Annotated in this window: 19 protein-coding genes, 1 rRNA gene, 1 pseudogene and 1 other annotated feature; of the genes and pseudogenes, 13 read left to right on the top strand and 8 right to left on the bottom strand. The window is 48.9% G+C overall.

Annotated features, from left to right (window positions below; genetic code table 11):
* Positions 1-5 precede the first annotated feature (5 nt).
* Positions 6-884 (bottom strand): NAD(+) kinase, encoded by an 879-nt coding sequence (gene nadK, locus EDF88_RS09105; protein WP_064513216.1) that lies wholly within the window; start codon positions 882-884, stop codon positions 6-8.
* 129 nt (positions 885-1,013) lie between these two features.
* On the opposite strand from nadK, the gene grpE reads away from it, so the two are divergent.
* Positions 1,014-1,598, top strand: a complete 585-nt coding sequence (grpE, locus tag EDF88_RS09100; RefSeq protein WP_034459893.1) for a nucleotide exchange factor GrpE — start codon at positions 1,014-1,016, stop codon at positions 1,596-1,598.
* A 54-nt stretch (positions 1,599-1,652) separates the two neighbouring features.
* Here the strand turns inward: grpE and EDF88_RS09095 are convergent, their stop codons facing one another.
* Entirely contained in the window at positions 1,653-2,942 is a 1,290-nt protein-coding gene (locus EDF88_RS09095) for an HlyC/CorC family transporter (protein ID WP_064513214.1), read from the bottom strand.
* Positions 2,943-2,968: 26 nt separating this feature from the next.
* On the bottom strand, positions 2,969-3,757 hold the full coding sequence (locus EDF88_RS09090) for an inner membrane protein YpjD (RefSeq protein ID WP_064513211.1): 789 nt from the start codon (positions 3,755-3,757) through the stop codon (positions 2,969-2,971).
* A 184-nt stretch (positions 3,758-3,941) separates the two neighbouring features.
* Between EDF88_RS09090 and ffh the strand changes: the two genes are divergently transcribed.
* The 5 genes and pseudogenes from ffh (at position 3,942) to rplS (ending at position 7,437) form a co-directional block, all read left to right on the top strand.
* Positions 3,942-5,303, top strand: coding sequence for a signal recognition particle protein (gene ffh / locus EDF88_RS09085; protein ID WP_064513209.1), 1,362 nt, complete (start codon positions 3,942-3,944; stop codon positions 5,301-5,303).
* Positions 5,304-5,416: 113 nt separating this feature from the next.
* The gene (gene rpsP, locus EDF88_RS09080) at positions 5,417-5,665 is read left to right on the top strand and encodes a 30S ribosomal protein S16 (RefSeq protein WP_064513208.1); all 249 of its coding nucleotides are present in this window, start codon (positions 5,417-5,419) and stop codon (positions 5,663-5,665) included.
* An 18-nt stretch (positions 5,666-5,683) separates the two neighbouring features.
* Positions 5,684-6,232: a ribosome maturation factor RimM gene (gene rimM, locus EDF88_RS09075; RefSeq protein WP_064513207.1), complete on the top strand. Its 549-nt coding sequence runs from the start codon at positions 5,684-5,686 to the stop codon at positions 6,230-6,232.
* Between the two features lie 45 nt (positions 6,233-6,277).
* A pseudogene (trmD, locus tag EDF88_RS09070) lies at positions 6,278-7,046 on the top strand (tRNA (guanosine(37)-N1)-methyltransferase TrmD).
* 40 nt (positions 7,047-7,086) lie between these two features.
* Entirely contained in the window at positions 7,087-7,437 is a 351-nt protein-coding gene (rplS, locus tag EDF88_RS09065; RefSeq protein WP_064513203.1) for a 50S ribosomal protein L19, read from the top strand.
* 57 nt (positions 7,438-7,494) lie between these two features.
* Here the strand turns inward: rplS and EDF88_RS09060 are convergent, their stop codons facing one another.
* Complete coding sequence (locus EDF88_RS09060) at positions 7,495-7,881, bottom strand: DUF2799 domain-containing protein (RefSeq protein WP_083962909.1); 387 nt, start codon at positions 7,879-7,881, stop codon at positions 7,495-7,497.
* A gap of 253 nt (positions 7,882-8,134) precedes the next feature.
* Here EDF88_RS09060 and aroF point away from each other — a divergent pair, with 253 nt between their 5' ends.
* The 3 genes from aroF (at position 8,135) to EDF88_RS09045 (ending at position 11,287) form a co-directional block, all read left to right on the top strand.
* Positions 8,135-9,205, top strand: a complete 1,071-nt coding sequence (gene aroF / locus EDF88_RS09055; RefSeq protein WP_064513198.1) for a 3-deoxy-7-phosphoheptulonate synthase AroF — start codon at positions 8,135-8,137, stop codon at positions 9,203-9,205.
* Positions 9,206-9,216: 11 nt separating this feature from the next.
* Positions 9,217-10,338, top strand: a complete 1,122-nt coding sequence (tyrA, locus tag EDF88_RS09050) for a bifunctional chorismate mutase/prephenate dehydrogenase (protein ID WP_115627551.1) — start codon at positions 9,217-9,219, stop codon at positions 10,336-10,338.
* 76 nt (positions 10,339-10,414) lie between these two features.
* Positions 10,415-11,287, top strand: coding sequence for an SMP-30/gluconolactonase/LRE family protein (locus EDF88_RS09045; protein WP_134184222.1), 873 nt, complete (start codon positions 10,415-10,417; stop codon positions 11,285-11,287).
* Positions 11,288-11,319: 32 nt separating this feature from the next.
* Here the strand turns inward: EDF88_RS09045 and pheA are convergent, their stop codons facing one another.
* The 4 genes from pheA to bamD all read right to left on the bottom strand — a co-directional run bounded on the left by pheA (position 11,320) and on the right by bamD (position 14,084).
* Complete coding sequence (pheA, locus tag EDF88_RS09040) at positions 11,320-12,480, bottom strand: bifunctional chorismate mutase/prephenate dehydratase (RefSeq protein ID WP_134184220.1); 1,161 nt, start codon at positions 12,478-12,480, stop codon at positions 11,320-11,322.
* Positions 12,481-12,501: 21 nt separating this feature from the next.
* Positions 12,502-12,629, bottom strand: a sequence feature (Phe leader region).
* The gene (gene pheL, locus EDF88_RS24810; RefSeq protein ID WP_193216298.1) at positions 12,581-12,628 is read right to left on the bottom strand and encodes a pheA operon leader peptide PheL; all 48 of its coding nucleotides are present in this window, start codon (positions 12,626-12,628) and stop codon (positions 12,581-12,583) included. Its footprint overlaps the feature before it by 48 nt.
* Positions 12,630-12,735: 106 nt before the next feature.
* Positions 12,736-13,074 (bottom strand): ribosome-associated translation inhibitor RaiA, encoded by a 339-nt coding sequence (raiA, locus tag EDF88_RS09035; RefSeq protein WP_064513185.1) that lies wholly within the window; start codon positions 13,072-13,074, stop codon positions 12,736-12,738.
* Between the two features lie 272 nt (positions 13,075-13,346).
* Positions 13,347-14,084 (bottom strand): outer membrane protein assembly factor BamD, encoded by a 738-nt coding sequence (gene bamD, locus EDF88_RS09030; protein ID WP_064513183.1) that lies wholly within the window; start codon positions 14,082-14,084, stop codon positions 13,347-13,349.
* A gap of 130 nt (positions 14,085-14,214) precedes the next feature.
* Here bamD and rluD point away from each other — a divergent pair, with 130 nt between their 5' ends.
* The 4 genes from rluD to EDF88_RS09010 form a co-directional block, all read left to right on the top strand.
* Positions 14,215-15,195 carry a 23S rRNA pseudouridine(1911/1915/1917) synthase RluD gene (gene rluD, locus EDF88_RS09025; RefSeq protein WP_064513180.1) on the top strand — a complete coding sequence of 327 codons (981 nt, stop codon included), beginning with the start codon at positions 14,215-14,217 and terminating at the stop codon, positions 15,193-15,195.
* Positions 15,192-15,923 carry a purine nucleoside phosphorylase YfiH gene (yfiH, locus tag EDF88_RS09020; protein WP_064513177.1) on the top strand — a complete coding sequence of 244 codons (732 nt, stop codon included), beginning with the start codon at positions 15,192-15,194 and terminating at the stop codon, positions 15,921-15,923. Before rluD ends, yfiH begins: the two co-directional genes overlap by 4 nt.
* 130 nt (positions 15,924-16,053) lie before the next feature.
* The gene (gene clpB, locus EDF88_RS09015) at positions 16,054-18,627 is read left to right on the top strand and encodes an ATP-dependent chaperone ClpB (RefSeq protein ID WP_134184218.1); all 2,574 of its coding nucleotides are present in this window, start codon (positions 16,054-16,056) and stop codon (positions 18,625-18,627) included.
* 472 nt (positions 18,628-19,099) lie between these two features.
* A 16S ribosomal RNA gene (locus tag EDF88_RS09010) occupies positions 19,100-19,568 on the top strand; the annotation flags it as partial.

Raw genomic sequence — 19,568 nt, 5'->3', positions numbered from 1 at the left:
ACTTTTTAGAACAATTTTTTTGACCAGCCCAGTTTTGAACTCAATGTGTTGAAATAACTGTAATCTTTTGGATGGATAAGATTGAGATGGTAATCGCAACGGCGAATTAGCACATCTTCACCTTCCTGAATCGGTAGGGCAATCTGGCTGTCACAGCTGATTTCCAGGTCGCTACGCATGTGCGAGAACCGCAGGCGGATAGTGCTGCTGCTGTTGATAACCAGCGGGCGGGCAGAAAGCGTGTGCGGGAACATTGGCACAAGCGTAATGGCATCAAGCGATGGGGTCAGAATTGGCCCGCCAGCAGAGAGCGAATAGGCTGTAGAACCGGTTGGCGTCGAGATAATTAACCCGTCGGAACGCTGTGAGAACGCGAAGACTTCATCGATATAAACTTCGAATTCAATCATATGGGCCACTTTACCCGGGTGAAGCACCACTTCGTTAATCGCAGTACTCAGGCGGGTCGGGGTATCTTGCTGGCAAACCTGGGCTTCCAACAAAAAGCGGCGTTCTGCGATGTAATGTCCTTCGAGGACATCGGCCAGTTGCTGTTGTGCGTTATCCGGGTCAAGGTCAGTAAGAAAACCCAGGTTGCCACGGTTAATGCCGATGACTTTGATATCATAGCGAGCAAGAACGCGGGCTGCGCCAAGCATATTGCCATCACCACCAACCACAACGGCGAGATCGGCCTGCTGACCAATTTCTGCCAATGTGCCGGTTTTAACGTTTTTGAGGTTAAGTTCCTGGGCAATTTGCGACTCAACAATGACATCGTAGCCCTTGGTGCATAGCCAGCGATACAGCATTTCATGCGTGGTGAGGGCTGTGGGGTGACGAGGGTGCCCGACAATACCAATGCAGTTGAAATGTTTGTTCATTATGCCGATGGTCCTTATACGCAGAGATGCAGTCATTTATGACAATATGTCACGTTCCCTTGAATCCAGGAAACTGATCCCCATAATAAGCGAACCAGCGAGATGAATGCTAAAAACGCGGAGAAATTCATGAGTAGTAAAGATCAGAAAACACCAGACGAGCAAGTCTCGGACGAAATTGCAATGGAAAGCCACGAAGAAGTCGAGGCCGTAGAGGGTGCCGAAGTGGTTGATCCGCGCGATGAACAAATTGCCGATTTAACAGCACAACTGGAAGAAGTTCAGCAGCGCGAGCGTGACCTGGCCTTACGCAACAAAGCGGAAATGGAAAACCTCCGTCGCCGCACCGAACTCGATATTGAAAAGGCGCACAAGTTCGCTTTAGACAAATTCGTCAACGAACTGCTGCCTGTTATCGACAGCCTTGACCGTGCTCTGGAAGTGGCTGATAAGTCCAACACTGATTTGGCCGCCATGATTGAAGGCATCGAATTAACTCAGAAATCGATGCTGGATGTGGTGCGCAAATTTGGTGTGGATGTGGTTGGCGAAACTAATGTGCCGTTCAACCCGGATGTGCATCAGGCAATTGCGATGGTTGAATCTGAAGATGTAGCACCAAACCATGTACTGATGGTGATGCAGAAGGGTTACACCCTGAATGGTCGCACACTGCGTGCAGCAATGGTTTCGGTTGCTAAAGCAAAAGCGTAATTCGCCTAATTGCTTTAAATAAAAAGCCAGCCTTCGAGGCTGGCTTTTTTGTTTCTATTTCTGTTCAACACTTTGTCGCAGTGGCGTCACCGGGGTCACTCGAACTTGTTTAATCATGTTGTCCTGAACATCAAGAATATCAATGTCGTAGTGGCTTAACCGCACCCGTGTTTCGATGGCCGGAATCTCTTGTAGCTCTTCAAGGATCATGCCGTTAACCGTCCGGGCTTCATCTTCCGGCAGCGTCCAGTTAAAGGCTTTGTTGATTTCACGGACGTTTGCGCTGCCTTCGATAATGACGGAACCATCGTTTTGTGGCGTAACTTCTTCGGCAAGTGTAGGCGACATTGACGTGGTGAAATCACCGACAATCTCTTCAAGAATATCCTCAACCGTCACCAGCCCCTGAATATCACCGTATTCGTCGACGACCAGGCCCACTTTCTTCTTGTTGCGCTGGAATTTCACCAGTTGAACGCTCAGTGGCGTGCCTTCAGGAACGAAATAAATTTCATCTGAGGCGCGCAGCAGCGTTTCTTTAGTGAACTCCTGCTTTTCCGTCATTAAACGGTAGGCTTCACGCACGCGCAGCATGCTGATTGCATCATCCAGCGTATCGCGGTAAAGCACGATGCGCCCGTGCGGGGAGTGTGTCAGCTGGCGAACAATAGATTTCCAGTCGTCGTTAATATCAATCCCGACGATTTCATTACGCGGCACCATGATGTCGTCGACACTGATTTTTTCAAGATCCAAAACGGAAAGCAGCATGTCCTGGTTGCGGCGAGATATTTTTGAATGGGACTCATGCACCAGGGTACGTAATTCGTCTTTGTTTAGCGCGCTACTGACGGTGCTGACGTTTTTGATACCCATAAGGCGCATCAACATACGCGTGATGATGTTCAGTAACCACACCAGGGGCATCATCAGGATTTGCAGCGGGCCGAGCAGGAAGCTGCTCGGGAAGGCGACTTTTTCTGGATACAGCGCGGCGATAGTTTTTGGCAGTACCTCAGCAAAGACCAGAACCACGAAGGTGAGGATACCGGTTGCGATAGCAACACCAGCATCGCCGTATAAACGCATGCCGACGATGGTGCCGATGGCTGAGGCCAGAATATTGACCAGATTATTACCAATGAGTACCAGGCTAATCAGGCGGTCTGGTTTGCGAAGCAGTTTTTCTACCCGTTTAGCGGCGCGGTTACCTTGCTTGGCAAGATGACGCAACTTATAACGGTTAAGCGTCATCATGCCGGTTTCAGAGCCCGAGAAGTACGCTGAAACGACTACCATGATGATCAATGTGACAATCAACGTAGTCGTTGAGATCTGTTCCAAAAGGATGTTCCTTTAAAAAGACAACATTAGCCGACAAATTGTTGCAGGACGCGGCTACCAAAATAGGCGAGTGTCAGAATTGCAGCACCAGCGACGTTAAACCAGACCACACGGCGGCCTCTCCAACCTTCATGATAGTGTCCCCAAAGTAAAACGATGTAGACAAACCATGCGAGAATCGACAATACCGCTTTGTCGACGTTTTCCAGGCTGAAAAGATTTTTCAGATAAAATAGGCCGGTGCAAAGGGTTAACGTCAGCAGAACAACACCGACTTGAGTGATGTGAAACATTTTGCGCTCAATGCTCATCAACGGCGGCATTTCAGCACGGAAGGCGAGTTTTTTATTTTTGAGCTGATAATCAATCCAGGCCAGCTGCAATGCGTAAAGCGCAGCAATAATCAGCGTAGCGTAGGCAAAGAGCGACAGGCCAATATGCACCATCATTCCTGGCGTCGCTTCCAGGTGAGTGATGAATTCGTTAGGCATAAAGGTGGCAAACGCCAGATTGATTAAGGCAAAAGCGTAAACAATCGGTAACAGCAGCCAGCCGCGATTGCGCGATGCCACAATTGTCATAACGGTACATATCATCAGACTGACAAGCGAGCCGACGTTAAGCAAGCTGAGGTTCTGACCTCCATCGGCGTTAAAAATGCGCGCTTCAAGCGCCAGACCGTGGCTTACCAGCGCAATAACGGCTGATATAATGGCAAAACGGCGCCATCCGCTGTTTTTTGTCAGCAGGGCGGGGATAATCAGCGCGAGGCTGCTGGAATAGGCTACAAGCGCAAGGATTGCGAAAACAGGCATATAAAGTGTCGGTCAATTAGCCAGAGATGAAAAAAAGCAGTATAACGTTACCTGCCGCCTGCTCCAAATCTAACCGTTGAATCAACCGTTGCATCACACCAAAGGCGGCTTCATGTTATAATCCGCCAAATTCTGTTTTGTGTCGCAAGCTGCGGCCCTAAGTTACCACGTTAGGCAAAAGACAATGTTTGATAATTTAACTGACCGTCTGTCGCGCTCATTGCGCAATATCAGCGGCCGCGGGCGGCTGACTGAAGAGAATGTAAAAGAAACTCTGCGCGAAGTGCGCATGGCATTGCTGGAAGCTGACGTTGCGCTGCCGGTGGTGCGTGACTTTATCAGCCGTGTAAAAGAAAAAGCGGTTGGTCATGAAGTTAACAAGAGCCTGACCCCGGGTCAGGAGTTCGTCAAAATCGTTCGCACCGAACTGGTTGCAGCGATGGGCGAAGAGAATGCGAGCCTGAATCTTGCAGCACAGCCGCCAGCCGTTGTGCTGATGGCGGGTTTGCAAGGTGCGGGTAAAACCACAAGCGTCGCGAAATTAGGTAAGTTCCTGCGCGAGAAGCACAAAAAGAAAGTGCTGGTGGTTTCTGCCGACGTTTATCGCCCTGCGGCGATCAAACAGTTGGAAACGCTGGCTGAGCAAGTCGGTGTCGATTTCTTCCCGTCCGATGTCGGCCAAAAGCCTGTTGATATCGTTAATGCGGCGCTGAAAGAAGCGAAGCTGAAATTCTTTGATGTGCTGCTGGTGGATACCGCCGGTCGTTTGCACGTTGACGAAGCGATGATGGATGAAATCAAACAGGTTCATGCTGCGATTAACCCAGTTGAAACCCTGTTTGTTGTCGATGCCATGACCGGCCAGGATGCGGCAAATACAGCTAAAGCCTTTAACGAAGCATTGCCACTGACTGGCGTCGTACTGACGAAAGTCGACGGTGATGCGCGTGGCGGTGCGGCGCTGTCTATCCGTCATATCACCGGCAAGCCGATTAAATTCCTCGGTGTGGGCGAAAAAACAGAAGCGCTGGAGCCTTTCCACCCGGATCGTATTGCCTCTCGTATTCTGGGGATGGGCGATGTTCTGTCGCTTATCGAAGATATTGAGAGCAAAGTTGACCGTGCTCAGGCTGAGAAATTAGCCAGCAAGCTGAAGAAGGGCGATGGGTTTGATCTCAACGATTTCCTTGACCAGCTCAAGCAGATGAAAAACATGGGCGGCATGGCGAGTATGATGAGCAAATTGCCAGGAATGGGGCAATTGCCGGATAACGTTAAGTCGCAAATGGATGACAAAGTCCTGGTACGTATGGAAGCCATTATTAATTCCATGACGCTCAAAGAGCGTGCGCAGCCAGAGATTATCAAAGGTTCACGTAAACGTCGTATCGCGATGGGTGCGGGTATGCAGGTGCAAGATGTCAACCGTCTGCTCAAGCAGTTCGACGACATGCAACGCATGATGAAAAAGATGAAGAAAGGCGGAATGGCGAAAATGATGCGCGGCATGAAAGGTATGATGCCACCAGGTTTCCCAGGTCGTTAAGCTCATTTAGATTGCATTTTGCGCCGAAATGAGTAAAATTTTCGGGCTTTTAATATGACACCGGGCTCCATCCCTCGATGGGGCCCGATGTTTTATTCACTAAAGAGGATGTTATGGTAACTATTCGTTTAGCACGTCACGGCGCTAAAAAGCGTCCGTTCTACCAGGTTGTTGTTACTGACAGCCGTAATGCACGTAACGGTCGCTTCATCGAGCGCGTTGGTTTCTTCAACCCTATCGCTGGTGAAAAAGACGAGGCAACTCGCCTGGATCTGGATCGTATCGAGCATTGGGTTGGCTTAGGCGCAACCGTTTCTGATCGCGTATCTGCGCTGATCAAAGCAGCAAAAAAAGCAGCTTAATCTGTCACGGTGGTCATGATGAGCAATCAACTCGCTGTAAAGGCTCCTGTTAACCCAATCGTGTTGGGCAAGATGGGTTCCTGCTATGGGATTCGTGGTTGGCTCAGAGTGTTTTCCTCCACCGAAGACGCCGATAGCATTTTTGACTATCAGCCCTGGTTTATCCAGAAGGCGGGTCAGTGGCAGCAAGTACAGCTGGAAAGCTGGAAGCACCACAATCAGGATCTGGTCATCAAGCTGAAAGGTATTGACGATCGGGATGCAGCGAATCTTCTGACCAATTGCGAAATTGTCGTCGATTCAACGCAATTGCCTCATCTCGAAGAGGGTGACTACTACTGGAAAGACCTTATGGGTTGCCAGGTTGTCACTACTGAAGGATATCAGCTCGGTAAAGTCATCGACATGATGGAAACCGGCTCAAATGACGTTCTCGTCATTAAGGCAAACCTGAAAGATGCGTTCGGTATCAAGGAGCGGCTGGTTCCGTTCCTCGATGGGCAGGTTATCAAGAAAGTCGATCTCGCTACTCAAACGATTGAAGTAGATTGGGATCCTGGTTTTTAAAACCTCCGGATTAACGGTAAAAGTCGGCGTAATGGGGATTGGCTTGTGTTTATTGGTGTAGTTAGCCTGTTTCCAGAGATGTTCCGCGCAATTACCGACTTCGGGGTAACTGGCCGGGCTGTAAAAAATGGCCTGCTGAGCATCCAGAGCTGGAGTCCACGTGACTTCACTTATGACCGGCACCGTACCGTGGACGATCGTCCTTACGGCGGCGGACCGGGTATGCTCATGATGGTAAATCCTTTGCGGGAAGCCATCCACGCAGCGAAAGCAGCGGCAGGGGAAGGTGCTAAAGTTATCTATCTGTCACCTCAGGGACGCAAGCTTGATCAAGAAGGCGTCAGTGAACTGGCAACAAATGAGAAGTTAATTCTGGTTTGTGGTCGTTACGAAGGGATAGATGAGCGCGTAATCCAAACCGAAATTGATGAAGAATGGTCAATTGGCGATTACGTTCTCAGTGGTGGTGAATTACCAGCAATGGTGCTGATTGACTCAGTTTCTCGGTTTATTCCGGGAGTCTTGGGGCATCAGTCATCAGCAATCGAAGATTCGTTTGTCGATGGATTGTTGGACTGCCCGCACTATACCCGTCCTGAAGTGTTAGAAGGCATGGAGGTTCCGCCAGTTTTACTGTCGGGAAACCATGCTCAGATTCGCCGGTGGCGCCTGAAACAGTCGCTGGGCCGTACCTGGCTTAGAAGACCTGAACTTCTGGAAAACCTGGCTCTGACTGAAGAGCAAGCAAGGTTGCTGGCGGAGTTCCAACGGGAACACGCAAATACAGCAACATAAACATGATGGGATGGCGTAAGCCCCCGATTATCAGTTTACCCAGGATAAGAGACAAAATTATGAGCAACATTATTAAGCAAATTGAACAAGAACAGATGAAACAGGATGTACCTTCATTCCGTCCGGGTGATTCCGTGGAAGTGAAAGTATGGGTCGTTGAAGGTTCTAAAAAACGTCTGCAGGCATTTGAGGGCGTGGTTATCGCTATCCGTAACCGCGGTCTGCACTCTGCATTCACTGTTCGTAAAATTTCCAACGGCGAAGGTGTTGAGCGTGTATTCCAGACTCACTCCCCAGTAATCGACAGCATTGCTGTTAAACGTCGTGGTGCCGTTCGTAAAGCTAAACTGTACTACCTGCGTGAGCGTACTGGTAAGTCTGCTCGTATTAAAGAGCGTCTGACTAAGTAAGATTTCGCTAGCGCGACATCCATATCAAGGGCTGCCATCTGGCAGCCCTTTTTTTGTCTAGCGCAAAAATGAGCGCTGAAACTCTTCATTGCTTCCTTTCTCCCATTGGGCTCGGCGCTCAGCAACATCTGGTAAGCTCTCACAACTGCCAGGAAATGACTTTCCGCTTTGCCCCAGGATGAGTAAGAACTTCGGATCGCAAATTCTCTGTTGTCCTTCTGCATATCCCTTCAACCATTCCTGACGGTCCACATTCTCATCATTATGCATATGTGAAATAACCAGATTGCTTCTGATGGGTTGTCCGGACATTGCATCGTCCCAGCCGGCTTGATACCAGTCGGTAGGCTCAGGGGTGGGAGCATGTGTGTAAGGATCAACATAACAGGCCGACAGGAATAAGATCGGAATTAAGGCGATGTAACGCATGGTGGGAATATCCATTTCAAAGAGTATTCTTTGAGCATAGAGGCTATTTCATTGAATGCATGTTTACGCGAAAAAGAAGCGTGTTTATGTATGTGTGTATCATAAAGTTTACGAGCATTGTTGATTTACGTGCTTTAAGCGGCAATTATTTTAGTGTCGTAACGAATTGTTTACGTAATATGGATTGCAATCTTTACTAAAGCTGGTAATGTAGTCGCATCCTCACTGAGGAAACGACTATCGCAAACGAGCTAACAGGATCGCCATCATGCAAAAAGACGCGCTGAACAACGTTCATATTTCTGACGAACAAATACTTATCACTCCGGATCAACTGAAAGCGGAATTCCCGCTGACTGCCGCCCAAGAAGCGCAGATTGAACAGTCCCGTCAGACGATTTCCAACATTATCGCGGGCCGTGATCCTCGTCTGTTGGTGGTGTGTGGACCTTGCTCGATCCACGACCCAGAAACCGCGATTGAATATGCTCGTCGTTTTAAAACGTTGTCTGAACAAGTTAGCGATAGTCTGTACCTCGTGATGCGCGTCTATTTTGAAAAGCCACGTACTACTGTGGGCTGGAAAGGGCTGATTAACGATCCGCACATGGATGGTTCGTTTGATGTCGAAGGCGGTTTGAAAATTGCTCGTCAATTACTCGTAGAGTTGGTGAGCATGGGTCTGCCACTGGCAACCGAAGCGCTTGATCCAAATAGCCCACAATACTTAGGCGATCTGTTCAGCTGGTCGGCAATCGGTGCGCGTACTACTGAGTCCCAGACTCACCGTGAAATGGCTTCTGGCCTTTCAATGCCGGTTGGCTTCAAAAATGGTACTGATGGCAGCCTCGGCACAGCAATTAACGCAATGCGCGCTGCATCTATGCCACACCGTTTTGTCGGTATTAACCAGGCAGGCCAGGTTTGCTTACTGCAAACTCAGGGTAATCCTGATGGCCACGTGATTTTACGTGGCGGTAAAGCACCGAATTACAGCCCGGCAGATGTCGCGCAGTGTGAAAAAGAGATGGAACAGGCAGGACTCCGCCCAGCCTTGATGATAGATTGCAGCCATGGCAACTCAAACAAAGACTACCGCCGCCAACCGGGCGTGGCTGAATCAGCTGTCGCTCAAATTAAAGATGGCAACCGTTCGATTATTGGCCTGATGATTGAAAGTAATATCCACGAGGGTAATCAATCTTCAGAGCAACCACGCAGTGAGATGAAGTACGGTGTTTCTGTAACAGATGCTTGTATTGACTGGGAAACCACTGAGACTTTACTGCGCGAGATTCATCAGGATCTGAACGGTACGCTTGCGGCGCGTCAGGCATAAGAGGTTTTACTATGGTGGCTGAATTGACCGCGCTGCGCGATCAAATTGACGAAGTGGATAAGGCGTTGCTGGGGCTACTGGCACGCCGCCTTGAACTGGTAGCGGAAGTTGGCGAAGTCAAAAGCCAGTACGGTTTACCGATTTATGTCCCAGAGCGTGAAGCGGCAATGCTGGCTTCACGCCGCAAAGAAGCGGAAGCGTTAGGTGTTCCACCTGATCTGATTGAAGACGTACTGCGCCGCGTAATGCGAGAGTCTTACTCAAGCGAGAATGACAAAGGCTTTAAAACGCTATTTCCTGCTTTGCGGCCGGTTGTTATCGTCGGTGGTGGTGGGCAAATGGGGCGCTTGTTTGAAAAGATGCTCACACTTTCCGGTTACCAGGTTCGAATCCTTGAAAAAGAAGACTGGGCTAAAGCACCAGAGTTGATGGCTGATGCGGGCATGGTGATTGTCAGCGTCCCGATTCATATCACTGAACAAGTTATCGCTCAGTTACCACGCTTGCCTGATGACTGTATTTTGGTTGATCTGGCATCGGTTAAAAATGGCCCTCTACAGGCTATGCTGGCTGCGCACCAGGGCCCTGTTCTGGGTTTGCACCCAATGTTTGGGCCGGATAGCGGCAGCCTGGCAAAGCAAGTTGTAGTGTATTGTGACGGTCGCCAGCCAGAAGCTTACCAGTGGTTCCTGGAACAGATTCAAGTTTGGGGCGCGCGTTTACATCGCTCCACGGCAGTTGAACACGATCAGAACATGGCGTTTATTCAGGCGCTGCGCCACTTTGCAACCTTTGCATACGGCTTGCATCTGGCAGAAGAGAATGTTCAGCTCGAGCAGTTACTAGCGCTTTCATCACCGATTTATCGCCTGGAACTGGCTATGGTCGGGCGCTTATTCGCTCAGGACCCGCAGCTTTATGCTGACATTATTATGTCTTCCGAAAGCAATCTGGACCTGATCAAACGTTACTACAAACGTTTTGGTGAGGCGATTGGCCTGCTGGAGCATGGTGATAAGCAAGCGTTCATCGACAGCTTCCGTAAGGTTGAACACTGGTTTGGTGATTACGCGCAGCGCTTCCAGAGCGAAAGCCGTACTTTATTACGCCAGGCAAATGATAGCCGACCGTAATCGCAAAATAGTCTTATAATCTAAAGCCATCAGGGAAACCTAATGGCTTTTTTTATTGGCAATTAAGGATAGAAAAATGGCTCAGCCGCAAGTTCTGTTCGATTACATCGGTCACTTACCTGAATGCCCAACCTGGAGTGCTGAGGAAAACTGCCTCTACTGGACGGATATTCTCGAAAACGAAATGCATCGCTACAACATTGAAAGTAAAAAACACGATGTGATTCAGTTTTCCGAAGAAGTTGGATGTTTTGCATTATGTGAAACGGGCGGCTTTATGGTCGCGCTGCGCAGCGGAATTTATCTGACCAACCGCACAGGGCTTATCACTCGTAAAGTGTGTGACAACCCCAATAACCCTGCATTAGCTCGTTTTAATGATGGTGGAACGGATAGAGATGGACGCTTTTATGCCGGAACATTTTGGGGACCGGGAGATTACAACGGGGCATTGTTGTGCCGTGTGGATAACGATCTGACTCCCCATGTTATTCAGCATGATATTCATGGTGCCAATGGTCTGGCGTTTAGTGCCGACAAAAAATGGATGTACACCTCGGATACGCCGAATCGTGTGATCTACAGAACTCCGCTAGATAAACAAGGTGAACCAGGCAAGCGTGAAGTGTTTAAACATTTTGAGCTGGGGCAGGGGATTCCTGACGGCGCCGCAATTGACGAAGAGGGTTATTACTGGACCGCGCTATTTGATGGCTACCGTATTGCACGCTTGTCGCCAACGGGAGATGTACTGGAAGAGTATGAGTTGCCAGTACGTTGCCCTACGATGGTCTGTTTTGGTGGCGATGATATGAAAACATTGTTCATCACGACCACGCGAGAAAATATGGATGATACTGAAGTCGCGGAAAGGCCGCTTTCTGGCGCGATTTTTACGCTTGAAGTCGCTGTAGCAGGGCTGCCAAAACTTAAATTTAAACAGATTTAGTAAGCCAGCATAACGCTGGCTTACTGCCAGTATTACACCGGATCGACAGGTACCACGTTCTCACTTGGATAACAGCCAAGTACTTTCATCGAGCGGGTGATTTCGCCCAGCTCGCGAAGGGCTTTATGCATTGCTTCATCGTTCAGATTTGCCTGAACATCCAGATAAAACATCTCTTCCCACGGGTTACCGTTAATCGGGCGAGATTCCAGTTTTGTCATAATCAAATTGTGATTACGCAGAACCAGAAGTGCTTCTACCAGCGCACCGGCTTGCTGGCCTGTTGCCATCAGCAGGGTAGTTTTCGCTGGAACCTGGTCAGTCACTTCAACAGCTTTGCGAGCCAGGACGATGAAACGTGTAATGTTTTGCGTCTGATTTGCCAGGTTGCGTTCCAGAACTTGTAAGCCATACAGCGCGCCACCTGCTTCGCTACCTAATGCCGCGACATGAGGTGAGTTCGCCTGAGTCACCTTCTCCATCGCTGCAGAAGTACTCTCACAATATTCAATTTTCCAGTTTGGGTAGCGATTGATGAACTGGCTACATTGCTGGAAAGGCTGTGGATGGCTATACACAGTGTGGATAGTGTCTAAATCAGTAGTACCTTTAACCAACACGCAGTGATCGATAGGCACAGTCATCTCGGCAACGATGGATAAACTGGTGTGCTGCAACAAATCATAGACATCATTGATTGCGCCAGAACTGGTGTTCTCTAGCGGCACGACTGCGTAATCTGCTTGACCCGTTTCGACTTGATTAAAGATATCGTGAAACTTTGCACATCCGCTTTCAATAAATTGTTCAAAGTGTCGGGCGGCATACTGGCGAGCAGCAAGGTGAGAGTAAGAACCTTTTGGGCCGAGGAACGCAATTCGTGCTGATTGCGGATTCGTTTTGTTAAGGTGCTGCTGCAATAACGTTTGCTGGGTCAGGACGGAGTCTTCAATAATGAGCTGGAACAGGCGGGTTATGTAATGAGCATCCAGATTATGAGTTTTACCCAGTGCAATCAGGCGCTCCAGTAAATCTCGCTCGCGGTCTATATCGCGCACCGGGCGGTGAGTGGCAAGTTTAGCTTTGCCTACTTCTACAGCTAATAAGCGACGCTCCGCCAGCAATGCCAGCAGTTTTACATCCAGGGCGCTAATTTTATCGCGCAGTGCCAGCAATGGGTTTGTCTCACTCATATCGCTACCTTTTCGAATTCCATAAAAAAAGCCTCCCGGGTTTCGGGAGGCTTGTTTGTTCGTCTTCGCATTCTTTATCACACGACGAATTGCCTCCCATTCAGGGGAAGGTAAAAAAGAATGCGAAGAAAAACGGAAATAGTTTCATTGTTGGTTCCTGATAAGTCAGACAAGTAAGGTACCCGGTCTGTTTTCGCTCTGTCAATAAAAAACGCGCCCGGAGGCGCGTTGTTATGGTTGATAAGGCTAAATTGATTACTCTTCTTCAACTTCCGCGATAGCAACGTCTTTCACTGAACCTGCTGTGCGACGCGCTTCACCCTTGTGTTGCACTTTATTCAACTGCCGCTCCAGTTTGTTGATCAAATCGTTGATAGCCGTATACATATCATCGTGTTTGGCGCTCGCTACGAGCTGGCCATTTGGCGTATTAATGGTGGCATCTGCCACGAAACCTTTCGGCTCTTTGGACAAAACAATGTGTGGGTTAATTAAATGTGTTTGCCACTTGTCCAGTTTAGTTAGACGGTCTGCGACGTGCTGACGAATAGCTGGGGTGATTTCCATTTGCTTGCTGGTAATGTTCATTGTCATAAAGTTACCTCTTGTCATTCCCGTCTTGGTAACTCCAGCATACCTTTCTGAATGTCAAAATGTGTGATGCAAATCACATTATTTTGTCACTTTTTGTCAGTAAACCCTTTTTGTGAGGCAGGACAGGATCTCTGTTTTTAAAGCTTGTGGAAGTGAGAAATAGCGTCCATATTTGATTGGATGACCCGACGCTAAACCGTTTCAGTTTACATATTTCGGGCAATAAAAATGGCAGCCATATGGCTGCCATTTTGTTTTGATAAATTGGTGAATCAGGTGTTGCTGCTATTTGCCGCAATAATTTTTGCAACTTTGTCAGCCTGGGCTGGCATTTGCATTTCACGGTAAGCATTTTCCATCAATTTCAGACCATCACGAGTGGCCTGAGTATCAGGGAAATCACGCAACATTCCTTCGACACGGTTAACTACTGCAACCCACGCGCCGCGTTTAGTGTAGTATTGCGCCACTGAAAGCTCATATTTCGCTAAACGATCTTTCAGGAACACCAGACGCTTGGTGGCATCGGTGACATACTGGCTGTTCGGATAACCGCGAACCAGCTTAGAGAAATCTCTGAACGCATCGCGCGCATGCGCCGGATCCCGGTCTGAACGATCTACGCCAAAGAAACCTTGTAATGCGCTATCATCTAACGCCATATCCGTCAGACCGCGCATGTAAAGTACGTAGTCAATGTTTGGATGGGTAGGATTAAGGCGCATAAAGCGGTCAATCGCTGCCTGAGCCAATGGCAAATCAGCGTTCTTATAGTAAGCATAGATAAGATCTAACTGCACTTGCTGCGAGTAAGGCCCGAACGGATAACGGTTATCCAGCGCTTCCAGTTGCGTTATCGCCGCTTTAAAGTTACCGTCCTGCAACTTTTGCTGCGCAGTCGCATAGATCTCAGAAGGTGGATTATCAGGAACCTCATCCTTGGAACTGGAGCAACCAGCCAAAGCCAGGCTCAACGTGGCTGCTGCCACCAGATATTTCATACGCGTCATGACGTTTTGACTTTCCTCAGAATGTTATCCGGGAGGCTCGCAGTACCAGCTCCCGATAAAGACCAGCTACAATAGCACACTATATTAAACGGCATTGCCGTAAAACCCAACGTTAACGAAGAAGCTGTCTATGGCACAACTAGTACAACTCACCGCAACTGTGTCCGAATCTCAACTCGGTCAACGCTTAGATCAAGCTTTGGCCGAATTGTTCCCGGATTATTCACGTTCGCGTATAAAAGAATGGATTCTTGATCAGCGCGTGCTGGTCAATGGCAATATCAGCGACAAACCGAAAGAGAAAGTGTTGGGTGGCGAAAGCGTCACTATCAACGCTGAAATCGAAGAGGATGCGCGCTGGGAACCACAAGATATCCCGCTCAATATCGTCTATGAAGATGACGATATTCTGGTGATTAACAAACCGCGGGATTTCGTTGTGCATCCTGGTGCGGGTAACCCTGATGGGACCGTCCTGAATGCACTATTGCATTACTACCCACCGATTGCTGATGTACCGCGTGCAGGTATCGTGCATCGTCTGGATAAAGACACGACGGGTTTGATGGTCGTTGCGAAAACTGTTCCTGCGCAAACTCACCTGGTTGAGGCTTTGCAATTACGTGAAATCACGCGTGAATATGAAGCAGTTGCGATTGGTCATATGACTGCAGGTGGCACGGTAGACGAGCCAATCAGCCGCCACTCTACCAAGCGCACCCATATGGCTGTGCATCCTATGGGTAAGCCAGCTGTTACGCATTACCGAATCATGGAACATTTCCGCGTACACACACGTCTGCGTCTGCGTCTGGAAACAGGTCGTACTCACCAGATTCGTGTGCACATGGCGCATATTACTCATCCATTAGTTGGCGATCAGCTTTACGGTGGCCGTCCACGCCCACCAAAAGGTGCGTCGGAAGAGTTTGTTAGCGTGCTGCGTAAGTTTGACCGCCAGGCTCTTCATGCAACCATGTTACGTCTTCACCATCCGATTAGCGGTATGTTGATGGAGTGGCATGCGCCGATTCCTCAGGATATGGTTGAACTGATTGAAGCATTACGTGCTGATACAGAAATCCATAAGGATCAATTGGACTGGCTATGAGCAAATTGATCGTCCCGCAGTGGCCGCTCCCTGAAGGAGTGGCTGCTTGCAGTTCGACACGTATTGGCGGTGTGAGTCAACCGCCTTACGATTCGCTTAATCTGGGAGCCCATTGCGGTGATAACCTGGATGATGTCGAAGAAAACCGCCGTCTTTTTTACGCTGCTGCGTTGTTGCCCTCAAAACCTGTTTGGTTAGAGCAGGTACACGGCAAAGAAGTGTTGAAACTCACGGGCGGGCCATATTTGTCTAAGCGCGCTGATGCTTCTTACAGTTCAACACCGGGCACCGTTTGTGCAGTAATGACTGCAGATTGTTTGCCAGTGCTATTCTGTAATAAGGCAGGAACTGAGGTTGCTGCTGCTCATGCGGGATGGCGTGGTTTGTGCGAAGGTGTGCTTGAAGAAACCATCGCCTGTTTTAAAGATGCGCCAGAAAATATCATCGCATGGCTTGGCCCAGCTATCGGCCCTGAAGCATTTGAAGTCGGCCCTGAAGTGCGTGAAGCGTTTATGGCTAAAGATCTTCAGGCTGATAGCGCATTTCGCCCATCAGGGGAAAAATACATCGCTGATATCTACACGTTGGCACGCCAACGCTTGTCTGCCGCGGGCATTAACCATATTTATGGTGGTGACCGTTGCACTTACAGCGAAGCGGGTGATTTTTTCTCATATCGACGCGACAGAACCACAGGCCGTATGGCAAGTTTCATTTGGCTGATATAACCTATCGAATCAAGACGATCCAGTGCGGGTAACTAACGCTCCAAATATTTCAGGTCATTAACCTTGAATAATTGAGGGATGACCTCATTTAATCTCCAGTAGCAAATTTGACCTGTATATGGGAGGAGTTATGCGTCTGGATCGTCTTACTAATAAATTCCAGCTTGCTCTCGCTGATGCCCAATCCTTAGCTCTCGGGCAAGACAACCAATTTATCGAACCCCTTCACTTGATGAGCGCACTGCTCAATCAGGAAGGTGGATCTGTGCGTCCGTTACTGACCTCTGCTGGCGTTAATGCTGGCAAGTTACGTACGGATATAGAGCAAGCTTTAAGCCGTTTACCGCAAGTTGAAGGAACGGGCGGTGATGTCCAGCCTTCGCAGGATTTAGTCCGTGCATTAAACCTGTGTGACAAACTGGCGCAAAAACGAAATGACAACTTCATTTCATCTGAGTTATTTGTTCTGGCAGCACTTGAATCGCGCGGAACATTAACTGATTTATTGAAATCAGCAGGTGCTACCACGGCAAATGTGACAGCAGCAATTGAACAAATGCGTGGAGGCGAAAACGTGAATGATCAGGGTGCCGAAGACCAACGTCAGGCATTGAAAAAATATACCGTCGATCTGACTGAGCGTGCAGAACAGGGCAAGCTTGATCCAGTGATTGGCCGTGATGAAGAAATTCGCCGCACTATTCAAGTATTGCAACGGCGTACCAAAAACAACCCAGTACTCATCGGTGAACCAGGCGTTGGTAAAACAGCCATAGTTGAAGGCCTGGCGCAGCGCATTATTAACGGTGAAGTACCTGAAGGGTTGAAAGGGCGTCGCGTACTGGCGCTGGATATGGGTTCGCTGGTGGCGGGCGCGAAATATCGTGGTGAATTTGAAGAACGTCTTAAAGGTGTGCTGAACGACCTTTCTAAACAGGAAGGTAACGTCATTCTATTTATTGACGAGTTGCACACGATGGTTGGCGCAGGTAAAGCCGATGGTGCAATGGATGCCGGTAACATGCTTAAGCCTGCACTTGCTCGCGGTGAGTTGCACTGCGTCGGCGCGACAACCCTTGATGAATATCGTCAGTATATAGAAAAGGATGCCGCGCTTGAGCGTCGTTTCCAGAAAGTGTTCGTTGCTGAACCTTCTGTTGAAGACACCATCGCAATTTTGCGTGGGCTGAAAGAGCGCTACGAGCTGCACCACCATGTGCAGATTACTGACCCGGCCATTGTTGCGGCGGCGACTCTATCGCATCGATATATCGCCGATCGTCAGTTGCCGGATAAAGCCATCGACCTTATCGATGAAGCGGCTTCCAGTATTCGTATGCAGATTGACTCGAAGCCAGAAGAGTTAGACCGTCTTGATCGCCGTATCATCCAGCTAAAACTGGAACAGCAAGCATTGAAGAAAGAGTCTGACGAAGCGAGCCAAAAACGTTTGAGTATGCTTGAGGAAGAATTAGGGCAGAAAGAGCGTGAATATTCAGTGCTGGAAGAAGAGTGGAAAGCTGAGAAAGCTTCACTTTCTGGTGAGCAGACGATTAAAGCGGAACTGGAGCAGGCAAAAATTGCCATTGAGCAGGCTCGTCGCGTAGGCGATCTGGCACGTATGTCTGAATTGCAGTACGGGAAGATTCCAGAGCTTGAGAAACAGCTCGCGGCGGCAACTCAGAGTGAAGGCAAAACCATGCGGCTGCTGCGTAACAAAGTGACTGACGCAGAAATTGCGGAAGTGCTGGCACGCTGGACTGGGATCCCTGTGGCTCGAATGCTGGAAGGTGAACGAGACAAACTGCTGAGAATGGAGCAACAACTTCATACTCGTGTTATCGGGCAGAATGAAGCTGTTGAAGCCGTATCAAACGCAATTCGTCGTAGCCGTGCTGGTTTGTCTGACCCTAATCGTCCGATTGGTTCGTTCCTGTTCCTTGGGCCAACCGGTGTGGGTAAAACTGAGCTGTGCAAAACGCTGGCAAACTTTATGTTTGATAGCGATGACGCAATGGTGCGTATCGATATGTCCGAGTTTATGGAAAAACACTCGGTCTCTCGTTTGGTCGGTGCGCCTCCAGGGTATGTTGGTTACGAAGAGGGCGGTTATCTGACGGAAGCGGTTCGTCGTCGTCCTTACTCTGTTATTCTGTTGGATGAAGTTGAGAAGGCACACCCGGATGTGTTCAACATCTTATTGCAGGTGTTGGATGATGGGCGCTTGACTGACGGGCAGGGTAGAACGGTCGACTTCCGTAATACGGTAGTGATTATGACGTCTAACCTGGGTTCTGACTTAATTCAGGAGCGCTTCGGCGAGTTGGACTACGGTCATATGAAGGATCTGATTCTTGGTGTTGTTAGTCAGAACTTCCGCCCGGAGTTCGTCAACCGTATAGATGAAGTCGTGGTATTCCACCCATTAGGTGAACAACACATTGCTTCTATTGCGCAGATTCAGTTGCAGCGTTTGTATAAACGCCTTGAAGAGCGTGGCTATGAAGTCACTATCTCTGAGGATGCGTTGAAGCTGCTTAGCGAGAATGGTTACGACCCAGTATATGGTGCAAGACCGTTGAAACGCGCTATCCAGCAGCAAATAGAGAACCCGCTGGCGCAGCAAATCCTCTCTGGGGAGCTGATTCCTGGTAAAACAGTGCATCTGACAGTAAAAGATAATCATATTGTGGCAGTGCAGTAAGTCACAGAAAAGACAAAAACGGGCCCTGAGGGGCTCGTTTTTGTTTAAAAACCAGGCGATAGTGAGCCCTTGATATGTATTTTGAATGAAAAACAATCGATCGATAAGTTTTTTGAATTTTATACTTGTCAGCTTCCAGAAAATCCCTATACTGCGCCTCCACTGACACGGCACAACGGCTTACAAACCGGCTTGTCAGCCAGACGAAAAGCGAAAATAAACGCTTGACTCTGAAAGAGGAAAGCGTAATATACGCCACCTCGAGTTAGCAAGCGAAAGCGCCTAACTCACTGCTCTTTAACAATTTATCAGACAATCTGTGTGGGCACTCGCAGGATTGATATCTCAAGTACCTTCGGGTACAAAAAAATATCAAGTCTTGAAGAGTGACCAAGCAGTAATTCATTTAGTTGAATTATTACGAAAGTTAATTTTTGAGCACCGCTTCACGAGTTGAAGCAAATCAAGCTTTTAATTGAAGAGTTTGATCATGGCTCAGATTGAACGCTGGCGGCAGGCCTAACACATGCAAGTCGAGCGGTAGCACAGGGAGCTTGCTCCTGGGTGACGAGCGGCGGACGGGTGAGTAATGTCTGGGAAACTGCCTGATGGAGGGGGATAACTACTGGAAACGGTAGCTAATACCGCATAACGTCTTCGGACCAAAGAGGGGGACCTTCGGGCCTCTTGCCATCAGATGTGCCCAGATGGGATTAGCTAGTAGGTGAGGTAATGGCTCACCTAGGCGACGATCCCTAGCTGGTCTGAGAGGATGACCAGCCACACTGGAACTGAGACACGGTCCAGACTCCTACGGGAGGCAGCAGTGGGGAATATTGCACAATGGGCGCAAGCCTGATGCAGCCATGCCGCGTGTATGAAGAAGGCCTTCGGGTTGTAAAGTACTTTCAGCGAGGAGGAAGGCATTGTGGTTAATAACC

Origin of the sequence: Buttiauxella sp. BIGb0552, from assembly GCF_004366275.1 — a bacterium.
GTDB classification, from domain to species: domain Bacteria; phylum Pseudomonadota; class Gammaproteobacteria; order Enterobacterales; family Enterobacteriaceae; genus Buttiauxella; species Buttiauxella gaviniae.
Note: the sequence above shows the minus strand (reverse complement) of the source record. Positions and strands in the feature narration are given on the sequence as shown.

Excerpts from the sequence above, each read along its gene's own strand:
- raiA (WP_064513185.1), bottom strand. The coding sequence starts at position 13,074 with ATGACAATGAACATTACCAGCAAGCAAATGGAAATCACCCCAGCTATT.
- yfiH (WP_064513177.1), top strand. The coding sequence starts at position 15,192 with ATGAGCAAATTGATCGTCCCGCAGTGGCCGCTCCCTGAAGGAGTGGCT.
- ffh (WP_064513209.1), top strand. The coding sequence starts at position 3,942 with ATGTTTGATAATTTAACTGACCGTCTGTCGCGCTCATTGCGCAATATC.
- pheA (WP_134184220.1), bottom strand. The coding sequence starts at position 12,480 with ATGAGTGAGACAAACCCATTGCTGGCACTGCGCGATAAAATTAGCGCC.
- tyrA (WP_115627551.1), top strand. The coding sequence starts at position 9,217 with ATGGTGGCTGAATTGACCGCGCTGCGCGATCAAATTGACGAAGTGGAT.
- EDF88_RS09045 (WP_134184222.1), top strand. The coding sequence starts at position 10,415 with ATGGCTCAGCCGCAAGTTCTGTTCGATTACATCGGTCACTTACCTGAA.
- aroF (WP_064513198.1), top strand. The coding sequence starts at position 8,135 with ATGCAAAAAGACGCGCTGAACAACGTTCATATTTCTGACGAACAAATA.
- EDF88_RS09060 (WP_083962909.1), bottom strand. The coding sequence starts at position 7,881 with ATGGATATTCCCACCATGCGTTACATCGCCTTAATTCCGATCTTATTC.
- rpsP (WP_064513208.1), top strand. The coding sequence starts at position 5,417 with ATGGTAACTATTCGTTTAGCACGTCACGGCGCTAAAAAGCGTCCGTTC.
- rimM (WP_064513207.1), top strand. The coding sequence starts at position 5,684 with ATGAGCAATCAACTCGCTGTAAAGGCTCCTGTTAACCCAATCGTGTTG.
- rplS (WP_064513203.1), top strand. The coding sequence starts at position 7,087 with ATGAGCAACATTATTAAGCAAATTGAACAAGAACAGATGAAACAGGAT.
- rluD (WP_064513180.1), top strand. The coding sequence starts at position 14,215 with ATGGCACAACTAGTACAACTCACCGCAACTGTGTCCGAATCTCAACTC.
- nadK (WP_064513216.1), bottom strand. The coding sequence starts at position 884 with ATGAACAAACATTTCAACTGCATTGGTATTGTCGGGCACCCTCGTCAC.
- EDF88_RS09090 (WP_064513211.1), bottom strand. The coding sequence starts at position 3,757 with ATGCCTGTTTTCGCAATCCTTGCGCTTGTAGCCTATTCCAGCAGCCTC.
- grpE (WP_034459893.1), top strand. The coding sequence starts at position 1,014 with ATGAGTAGTAAAGATCAGAAAACACCAGACGAGCAAGTCTCGGACGAA.
- bamD (WP_064513183.1), bottom strand. The coding sequence starts at position 14,084 with ATGACGCGTATGAAATATCTGGTGGCAGCAGCCACGTTGAGCCTGGCT.
- clpB (WP_134184218.1), top strand. The coding sequence starts at position 16,054 with ATGCGTCTGGATCGTCTTACTAATAAATTCCAGCTTGCTCTCGCTGAT.